This is a genomic window from Streptomyces noursei (assembly GCF_001646665.1).
Lineage (GTDB): Bacteria > Actinomycetota > Actinomycetes > Streptomycetales > Streptomycetaceae > Streptomyces > Streptomyces lavendulocolor.
Genome location: NZ_LWBU01000370.1, coordinates 1 through 9,401, shown reverse-complemented (window position 1 = coordinate 9,401; position 9,401 = coordinate 1). Strand labels below are relative to the sequence as shown.

Annotated in this window: 7 protein-coding genes; 2 read left to right on the top strand and 5 right to left on the bottom strand. The window is 76.2% G+C overall.

All coding sequences use genetic code 11. From position 1 onward, the window contains the following. Nucleotides 1-65: 65 nt before the first annotated feature. A complete protein-coding gene (locus A4V12_RS27960; protein ID WP_064072228.1) occupies nucleotides 66-908 on the bottom strand; it encodes an alpha/beta fold hydrolase in 843 nt (280 codons plus the stop codon). A gap of 329 nt (nucleotides 909-1,237) precedes the next feature. Between A4V12_RS27960 and A4V12_RS27955 the strand changes: the two genes are divergently transcribed. Both A4V12_RS27955 and A4V12_RS27950 read left to right on the top strand, forming a co-directional pair. Then, nucleotides 1,238-2,407 carry a lactate 2-monooxygenase gene (locus A4V12_RS27955; RefSeq protein ID WP_064072227.1) on the top strand — a complete coding sequence of 390 codons (1,170 nt, stop codon included), beginning with the start codon at nucleotides 1,238-1,240 and terminating at the stop codon, nucleotides 2,405-2,407. Further along, nucleotides 2,404-3,381 carry a 2-hydroxyacid dehydrogenase gene (locus A4V12_RS27950; RefSeq protein WP_064072226.1) on the top strand — a complete coding sequence of 326 codons (978 nt, stop codon included), beginning with the start codon at nucleotides 2,404-2,406 and terminating at the stop codon, nucleotides 3,379-3,381. Before A4V12_RS27955 ends, A4V12_RS27950 begins: the two co-directional genes overlap by 4 nt. A 67-nt stretch (nucleotides 3,382-3,448) precedes the next feature. On the opposite strand, the gene A4V12_RS27945 is transcribed toward A4V12_RS27950, so the two are convergent. From A4V12_RS27945 to A4V12_RS39580, 4 genes are all read right to left on the bottom strand, one after another. Continuing rightward, a complete protein-coding gene (locus A4V12_RS27945; protein ID WP_159028948.1) occupies nucleotides 3,449-4,798 on the bottom strand; it encodes a hypothetical protein in 1,350 nt (449 codons plus the stop codon). A gap of 10 nt (nucleotides 4,799-4,808) precedes the next feature. Next, entirely contained in the window at nucleotides 4,809-5,828 is a 1,020-nt protein-coding gene (locus A4V12_RS27940) for a hypothetical protein (RefSeq protein ID WP_064072224.1), read from the bottom strand. Beyond that, nucleotides 5,825-6,646: a hypothetical protein gene (locus A4V12_RS27935; RefSeq protein ID WP_064072223.1), complete on the bottom strand. Its 822-nt coding sequence runs from the start codon at nucleotides 6,644-6,646 to the stop codon at nucleotides 5,825-5,827. The genes A4V12_RS27940 and A4V12_RS27935 overlap by 4 nt, the downstream gene beginning before the upstream one ends. Before the next feature lie 107 nt (nucleotides 6,647-6,753). Next, nucleotides 6,754-9,401, bottom strand: a 2,648-nt coding sequence (locus A4V12_RS39580; RefSeq protein WP_079137398.1) for a PQQ-binding-like beta-propeller repeat protein, incomplete at its 5' end; no start/stop codon positions are given.

The following is a 9,401-nucleotide window of genomic DNA, read 5'->3' as shown; positions in this document are numbered from 1 at the left end:
TGCTGCCCCGGCGAGGCGGGGCGGGGCCAGGGGCCACCACCTGCCCGGTGCCCAGGGGCAGGCCCCTACCCGAGCGTGAGCATCGCCCCGGCGACCTCGTCGACCGCCGTGGCGGGGATCGCCGTGGCGGCGGTCGGGAGGACGAGCAGCCGCGCACCGGGGATCTCGCGTGCGAGCGCCTCGCCGTTGCCGACGGGGAAGAACGGGTCGCGGTGGCCGTGGGCGACGAGCGCGGGGACCTCGATCCCGGGCAGGCGCTCGCGCCAGCGCGGGGCGCAGTCGAGCCGGGAGAACACCATGCCCAGCTGGTTGGCCGTGTGGAGCGCGGGTGCGGTGCCGGGCGTGCGGTCCCAGACGCGCGCGGCGAGTTCACGGGCGGCCACGGGGTCGTCGCCGAGGATCCCCGCGCCGGCGGCGGCGAACCGCGCCACCGCCTCACGGTCGGTCCAGTCGGGCATCGGGCGCGTGAACAGCCGGCGCATCGTCGCCCGGTCGTGGTCCGGGAGGTCGTCGTCGGGCGGGCCGGGGGCCACCGGGCGGGTGCCGACCAGGGTGAGCGCCGAGAACGCGCCGGGATGGTCGAGCGCGGCCACCTGGGCGACCATTCCGCCCACGCCGATCCCCGCGAGGTGTACGGGGCCGCCGCCGAGGACGGCGGCGAGGGCGGCCGCGTCGGCGGCGAGGTCGCGCAGGGTGTAGGAGGGGGACTCCGGGTCGGTGGTCGTCGACTCGCCGCTGTCGCGCAGGTCGTAGCGCACGACGCGGCGCCCGCCGACGGCCAGCCGCTCGCACAGCGCGTCGGGCCAGGAGAGCAGGGTCGTCCCGCCGGCGAGCAGGACGAGGGGCGCTCCGTCGTCACCGAACGACTCGATGCCCAAGGTGATCCCGTTGGCGTTGATCGTGGTCATCGGATCACCCCGGGTCGTCGGTCGGGTGCCTGGTGAACGTGGGCGGGGCCGGGCCCCGGGACGACGGAGCCGTCCGGCGGGGCCGGGATGTCGTGGGTGTCGCGCGTCATGTCGGGGCAGACCCCGCGCACCGGCCGAATTCATCGCTCACCCGGCGCACCGTCGTGTGACGTCCGCGGGCGGCCCCCGGCCGGATCCGCGGCCCGGGGGGACGGTACGGCGGCCCGGGGGCGAAAGGCCGCGGCACGAACGGTGGACGTGCGCCCGGGCGGTCGACAGGATCGCGGGGACGCACGATCTCCGCGACCGAGGGACGGGACGTACGACGCATGGCGAAGCAGTGGGCCGACTTCCAGTACGAGATCTACCTGAACGGCATGACCGGCGCCGTACCCCGGCTGCCGACCGACCTGACGCGCCTCGAAGGGCTCGTCGAGCAGCGCCTCGGGCCCGGTCCGGTCGGTTACGTGGCGGGCAGCGCGGGCAGCGGGAGCACGGCCGCCGCGAACCGGGCGGCGCTGGACCGGCGGCGGATCGTGCCCCGGATGCTGCGTGACGTCCGTGAACGCGACCTGTCCGTGCGGGTGCTGGGCCGGGACCTGCCCGCGCCGCTGGCCCTGGCACCGGTGGGCGTGCTGTCGATCATGCACCCGGACGCGGAGCCCGCAGCCGCGCGGGCGGCCGCGGCGCAGGGGGTGCCGTTCATCCTGTCGTCCGCGTCCAGCACGCCCATGGAGCAGGTCGCGGAGGCGATGGGCGACGCGGAACGGTGGTTCCAGCTCTACTGGGCCAAGGACCGCGAGGTCACCCGCTCGTTCCTGCGCCGGGCCGCGGCGGCGGGCTTCAGCACCCTGTTCGTCACGCTGGACACCCCGCTGCTGGCGTGGCGGCCGCGTGACCTGGACCAGGCGTACCTGCCGTTCCTCCGCGGTGTGGGCACCGCCAACTACTTCACCGATCCGGCGTTCCTGGCCGGGCTCGCCAAGCCGGTGCACGAGGACCCGGACGCGGCGGTGGCGCACTTCGTCGGCATGTTCGCCGATCCGGGCAAGACGTGGCCGGACCTGGAGTTCCTGCGGGAGAACTGGGACGGCCCGATCGTGCTCAAGGGCATCCTGCACCCGGACGATGCCCGGCGGGCCGCGCAGGCCGGCATGGACGGGGTGGTGGTGTCCAACCACGGCGGCCGGCAGGTCGCCGGTTCCGTCGCCGCCGCCGACGCGCTGCCCCGGGTCGCGGAGGCGGCCGACGGCCGGCTGACCGTCCTGTTCGACAGCGGCATCCGTACGGGCGACGACGTCTTCAAGGCGCTCGCGCTGGGCGCCGACGCGGTGCTGGTGGGACGGCCGTACGCGTACGGGCTCGGCCTCGACGGACAGGCGGGCGTCGAGCACGTGATCCGCTGCCTGCTCGCCGAACTCGACCTGACCCTCGCCCTGTCCGGGCACCGCACCCCGGCCACACCCGGCCGGGACGACCTCGTCGAGGAGGGCGCGTGACCGCCCCGAAGAACGTGCTCGCCGTCGTCGCGCCCCACGTGGGCGGCCGCGCCGCCGGGGCCGCGCTGGCGTCGCTCCTTCCCGGCGACGCCCGGGTCACCGTCGTGGAGAGCGCCGACGAGGACCTCGCGGCGCTGCGCGAGGCGCACGTCGTCGTCACCGTCCTCGCTCCGGTCACCGCCGCCCACCTCGCCGCCGCACCACGGCTGGAACTGGTCCAGTGCGCGAGCCACGGGTACGACCTCGTCGACGTGGCCGCCGCCGGGGAACGGGGCGTCACGGTCTGCACGATCGGGTCCAGCGGCGCCGAACGGCAGAACGTGGCGGAGCAGACGTTCGCGCTCATGCTGGCGCTCGCCAAGCAGCTGGTCCCCGCGCACACCGCGCTCGTCGACGGGGACTGGGCGCTGCCGCGCCTGCAGCAGTCCCTCACCGAGCTGTCCGGCAAGACGCTCGGCATCGTCGGTCTGGGCCGCATCGGGGCCGAAGTGGCCCGCCGCGCGGTCGCGTTCGACATGACCGTGCTGTACGCCGGACGGCGGCGGGCGTCGCCCGCGACGGAGGCCCGCCTGGGCGGTGCCCGCCACGTGGCACTGGACGAGCTGCTCACGGCGTCGGACTACGTGACGCTGCACGCCCCGCTGACCGAGGAGACCCACCACCTCCTCGACGCGGAGCGGCTGGCGCTCCTCAAGCCCACCGCGTTCGTCGTCAACACGGCCCGTGGCGCTCTGATCGACCAGGACGCCCTCGCGGACGCCCTGGAGGCGGGTGCCCTCGCCGGGGCGGGCCTCGACGTCTTCCACCCGGAACCGCCCCCTTCATCCCTGCGGCTGCTGAAGGCGCCGAACGTGGTGCTGTCCCCGCACGTGGCGGGCGTCACCCGCGAGACCGTGGTCCGCATCGCGCTGGCCGCCGTCCAGAACGTCGCCGACCACCTGGCCGGAAAGCCGGTGAGGGACGTCGTGGGGTGAGCGGGCCGCGACCGGCGCTCCCCCGCCGCGGCACGCCCGGTGGCAAGGGAACGGCTCGGCGGAACGGTCACCACGGCGGGGCGACGAGGAAGAGCGCGACGAGGAGGCCCAGCAGGAGGACGAGGACGAAGAGGCACAGCAGCATCCCCGGCCTCAGCAGCCACCGGTTGCGGCGGACCGGTGTCCTCCGCGTGCTCCGCGACCGCGCGGCGGCCCGTACCGGCCGTTCCGCGGTCGGCGCAGCCGTGGCGGAGGAGGCGGACTGTGGCTGTTGCGGAGGCTGAGGCTGGGGGGCGCGGTGGGGCTGTGGTTGAGGGCCGGGTTCGGTTCGGGGTTCCGGCTTCGGCTCCAGCCTCGGCTCCGGTTCCGGTTCCGCCTCCGGTCGGGGCACCTGCTGCGGCTCGCCTCCCCGCGCCTCATCGGTGCGCGGGCCCGTGGGCTGCCCGGCGGGGGCCTCGGAGGCGGTGTCCCGGACCGGCCCGGGTCGTGGCCGGGCGGGCGTCACCGGGGTGAGCGTCGGTTCCATGACGACCGCCGCCAGCGGGGGCAGCAGGTCGTGCGGCGACCGCAGGTCGGCCAGGAGCCGCGCCGTGATGTCCCGTACCTGCCGGTCCGGGCTGTCCGCCAGCGCGGCGAGGGCCTCCGACCCGCCGGGGTCCTCGAAGTCCTCCTGCCCGAGCAGCAGCCGGTCGTCGTCCTCGCGCAGCCGGTCCCACAGCTCCGCGTCGGCGGCGAGCCCGAGCAGGCTCAGCTGGATGACCCTGGCGGGGAAGCGGTCCATGCGCGGGCCGTACCCGACCGGCCGCGGACGCTGGTAGTTGCGGTGGCCACGCTCCGGTCTCGCGGTGCCCGCCAGGGCGGGTACGTACATGGCGTCGTAGTCGATCAGCTGAACGCGCCGGGGGGCCGAGATCAGGATGTTGCCGTGCTGGAGGTCGCCGTGCGCGATGCCCAGCTCCCCCATCCGCCCCACGACGGCGGTGAAGTCGGCCGCCACGGCGCGCAGGGCCGCGGGGTTGTCCTTCCAGCGCTCGACCCAGTCGAGGAGCGGGGCCGCCGGCCGCCACGGCATCTTCACCAGCGGCCAGCGCCGTCCGCCCACCAGTACGCCCTCCGGGGCGAACTCCATGGGCACCAGCCAGCGTTCCTCGGCGGGTCGCAGTTCGGCGAGCGCGGCGCAGATCTTCCGGTAGCGGTCGGCACGGGCGTCCGAGTGGCTGGTGAAGCACTTCACCGCCCAGGTCAGCGCGCCGTCCTCCGAGGTGAACCGGAAGACACAGCCGAACACGCCGCTGCCGGTCACCGGGCCCAGCGCGTCCAGCACGGTCGTGGACGCGGCCAGCACGTCGTCGTCGGGGAAGCAGAGCCGGGGGTGCTGCACCGCCATCATGTAGTCGGTCAGGCTCGGCGGTTCCACCGGCTCCCGTTCACCGCCCGTCACGGAGGTCCGCCCCACCGCCGGCACGGGTGCCCGTCCGGCCGTCGTCCAGGAACCGGACTGCGACCAGGGTGACGTCGTCGTCCTCGATGGCCCCGGTGTCCCGCAGGGGACCGATGAACGCCCTCAGGGCGTCCCCACCGGCCTCGGCGCGGGTCTCGGCACCCGTCCCGCCGCCACCGGTGCGGGGTTCGGACCGGGGTCCGGACCCGGTCCCGCAACCGGAACCGGAACACGCTCCGGCACCGGGCCCGGGTTCGCCACCGGCCGCGCTGCCACGGGCCTGCTCACCGGCCGCCACCGCCACCGCGGCGAGCTGCCGCCAGGCGGGCCGGCGCCCCGTCTCCTGGGCCAGCGCCCACTTGGCGAGGGCGTCGCTGGCCAGCAGCAACACGTCACCCGGGGCGGCCGTCCCGGACGCGGTCCGGATCGCCGACGGCCCCGCGGCACCGAGGCAGTCCAGCCCGCGCACCAGGTCCGGGTGGTGGCCGAACGACTCCGGGAGGCTCAGCGGGAAGGCCGTGACCAGTGTGTCGCCGCGCGTCTGGAACAGGCAGCAGTCACCGACCGCAGCGGCCGACCACCGCCAGCCGCCGGGTACGGGCAGGACGCCCACGGCGACGAAGGTGGCGGCCGGGCCGTGCTGGAGGGCGTGCGGTTCCAGCCAGTCCAGGGGACGTCCGAGCCCGGTCACGTAGGACCGCAGGGCCGCCGGCCAGCCGTCGCTGAGCGTCCGCAGGGCCGCGTGCAGGGTGTCCGCGTCGGACAGGGCCCGCACCGGTACGGCGCAGAGTTCCCGCGCCAGGGTCCGCGCCCACGGTTCCGGCAGGGCGCTCAGGGACGCCCCGTCGGCGACGGCGCACCGCACGGTGCTGTCGTCGGTGGCCCGGGTGGCGCGCAGGCCCTGGACGGTGCCACCGCCCTGGACGAGGTGGTACCAGGCGTCGGCGCACTCCGCCATCGCGTCCCCCTCCTTCTGCATCCGGCAGCCGGCGACCGCGACGCTCATGCCCAGGTGCCGATCCGGAGGACCTTGGTGATGTCCACGACGTTGCCGTTGAACACCAGACCCCGGCAGCCGTGCGGGGCGTCCATCTGGAGTCCCTGCGCCTGCTCGCGCAGGACGTCGGGCAGCACGCTGGAGATGCTGTAGAGGAGTTGGCCCTCAGGGGGCAGGTCCTCGGCCGAGACGGGGAACCGGCAGGTGTCCTTGGAGGCGGCGGACACATGGAGGTTGAAGACGAGCACCTGGCCGTCGGCGGTGGACAGCGAGCGGATGCGCTGCACCGTGTCGTGCAGCCCTTCGTCGGTCGGGATGCCGTCGGTCAGGTTGATCACGATCGGCGGGAAGCTGGTGGGGTTCTCCTCCACCCACTCCTCCAGCAGCGGGAGGGCGTGCGCGAACGCCGCCGCCATGCTGGTCTTGCCCATGGCCGAGGCGGTGACCCACACCGGGTCGTGGACCGTCGCCCGGTGCTCGTTCCCGTCGGCGTCGGTGGTGACGATCTCCCGCTGGCGCATCGCGGCGGGCGCCGCGTACAGCTCGCCGACGCTGACGCTGTCCCGGCCGGCCAGCTTGCCGGCGAACAGCGACCGGACGCCGTGGTTGTAGCCGAAGATCGAGACGTCGTAGTAGTCCTTGATGTCCCGTCCGGTGGGCGCGGCCGCCCGGATCAGTTCCAGCAGGAGCCGGTTGAGCGCGTCGGTCACCTCCTCGCACTTGGCGCGCCCGGTGGCGGCCATCGGAGTCTCCATCGAACCGGACTGGTCGATCAGGATGACGACGTAGGTCCGCTGATTCCTTTTGATCTTCCGCTCGTACGGCACGGTGTTCCCCCTGGGGGTCGCTGGACAATCACGGGAAGCCCCCGGGCCGCGCCCGGGGAGGAGGAGTGGCGTGGGTGGCGGCCCGCCCTGCCGGGGCCGCCGCCGGCTCAGCCGGGGGTCCGCAGGGCGGACGCGAACTTGTCGTCGATCAGCGGGTGGACGCGGAGCGCCCCGGTGCCGCCCGTGGCGCCGGTCCGGGCGTCGATGGCGTACAGGTGGCAGTCGGAGGCGCCCAGGTGGATGCGGGGGCCCATGGGTGACGGCCCGCCCCGGCAGGCCCGTCCGCCGGTACGGGCGGTCCAGCGCGGCGTGCCGGTGCGGGCGTCGAGGCAGCGCAGCGACCGGTCGCGTCCGGCGATCAGGACGGTGCCGTCCGCGGCCGCGGGCCGTCCCGCGGGCGGGAAACCGGTGGCGGTGTGCCAGCGCGGCGCGCCGCTCTCCGCGTCCACCCCCCGGACGGCGCCGTCCGCGGTGACCACCACGACCGTCCCGGCCACGGTCAGCGGTCCGGCGGCCGGCCGGGCGTGGCATTCGTGCCGCCACACCACGCGCCCGTCGCCCCTCAGGCGGAACAGCAGCCCTGTGGCGTTGACGCCGAGCAGGCCGTCGCCGCACCAGACGGCGTCCAGGCCGCTCGTGTCGCCGAGGTCGGGCCGGCTCCAGGACGGGTGGCCGGTCGCGTCCAGGCAGACCGGACCCGCGTACGTGGCCAGGGCGACCGCGCCGCCGGGGTGCACGGCCGGCGTGGCGCTCAGCGAGTCGGCCACCCCCGGCAGCCTCGGGCGCTCGGGGCCCGTGGCGCCGGTCCGCAGGATGTTCAGCCGCCCGGAGGCGCCGCCCAGCCAGATCGAGCCGGAGACGCACACCGGGTCGCCCGCCGGGCGGTCGGGGAGCCCGATCCCGGCGACGACCCTCCCCGTCGCGGCATCCAGCCACCACACCTCCCCCGAGTCGTCCGCGACGAAGACCCGTCCCGCCAGCGGCAGCGGTCGGGTGCGGCACGGCCCGGTGGTGACGTGCTCCCAGCGGACCTCGCCGTCCCGGACGCCCACGGCGGCCACCCGGCCCCGTTCGCCGTCCGTGCCGGCGACGAACAGCAGGTCGCCTTCGGCGGCGGGGGCGGCTTCCGGCAGGAAGCCGAGGTCCCGCGTCCACGGCGGTGACACGGCGCCCCAGCCCTCACCGTCCGGTACGGGACCGGCACCGGCACCCTCACCGGAACCGGAACCCTCATCGGAACCGGAACCGGACTCCGACCCGGGGCCGGTACCGGAGCCGGAGCCGGGGCGGGAAGGAGGACGGGCGGGCGAGCGGTGGCCGTCCGCACCGGGCGCGGTTCCGTCGTACGCCACCGGCGAGGCATGCAACGGGACGGTCGCGCCCGTGCCGTCGTCCCCGTCCTGCCGGTCGGCCGCGTCCCGCCGGTCGGCCGCGTCCTGCCGGTCGTCCCGGTCGGCCCGGGAAATCGCGGCCGGCTGCCGCTCGGTGCCCCGGGCGGGCTGTCGCTCCGCTTCGCGTCCGGGCCGGCGCTCCGGTGCGCGGGGGCCGGCCGGCAGCGCCTCGGGCGCCGGTGCGGGCAACGGTGCGGTGGCCGGTCCGTCGTCGGTACGTGGGGGGTCGGCGGGCTCCGGACCGACCGGCCGCACCGGCCCGGGGTCGGCGTCCGCCGGGTGCTCGTCCGGCCGGGCGGCGGCGCCCTCGACCGGGCCGGCGGGGACGTCGGGCGCGGGTGCCCCGGCCGGCTCGGGTCCCGTCGGCGTATCGGGCCCGTAGGCGTGGTCCGGCAGGGAACCGGACGGAGCGGGGGCGGGAGACGCAGGCGGCGCCGGAGACGGAGGCACGGTGGGCCGCGGTTCGCGTACGAGGCCCTGTTCGGGGCGCCGTTCGGGGCGTGGAGCCGGCCCGGCCGCCGGGGATGGCCCGGGGAACGCACCGGGGTGTTCGGGCGGCAGCGGGACGGCGGCGGGCAGCGGCAGGGAGTCGAGGTACGCCGCCCACTCCTCCCGTACCCGGCCGTCGGTCAGATTGAGGCCGTAGAACAGCTTGGACAGCTGTCGGGAGACCCGCTCCATGGAGGGCCGCAGCACCGCCGGTCCCCGGCGGCACCGCCGGATGAGCCGCTTCAGGGCCCGGCCCTCCCGCCCGGGCGGGATCTGCGGGAACACGGCCTTGAGCAGCTGCCCGAAGGCGTGCACGTCGGCCGGGCCGGGGCGCGGGCGGTCCGGGTCGATCAGCGGCAGCAGGGAGTGGCCGGTGATCAGCGGTCCTTCCACGGTGCAGAGCACGGTCTCGGTGGTCAGGCCGCCGTGGTGACGGCCCGCCTGGTGGAGGGCCGACAGGGCGGACGCGACTCGCCGGGCCGCCAGCAGCGCCACGGGAAGGGGCAGCGTCCCGCTCGTGAGGACGCTCCGGAGAGGGCGTCCCTCGCGGTACTCCGCCACGAGCCGGCCCGCGTGGGGCCCGGTCCCGACGCGGGCGAGCCAGCGGAGCGTGCCCTCGACCTCCGGTGCCCGGGCCGCCGCCCGGACCGCTTCGGTCAGTGCCTCGCACCGGCCGGTGGTCCGCCAGTGCGGCTGCGGCTCCGTGAAGTACGCGACCGGGCGGTCCCCGTCGGGCGCGAGGGCGAGGTAGGTGCGGCCGACCTCGTCCGCCCACACGTGCGGGCCGCGCCGCGCCGTCGCGGCGGCGGGCCACTCGCCGCCCGGTTCGTCGCCCGGCCCGGAGGCCGTCGGGCCGCCGGGGCCGGGGACGCCGG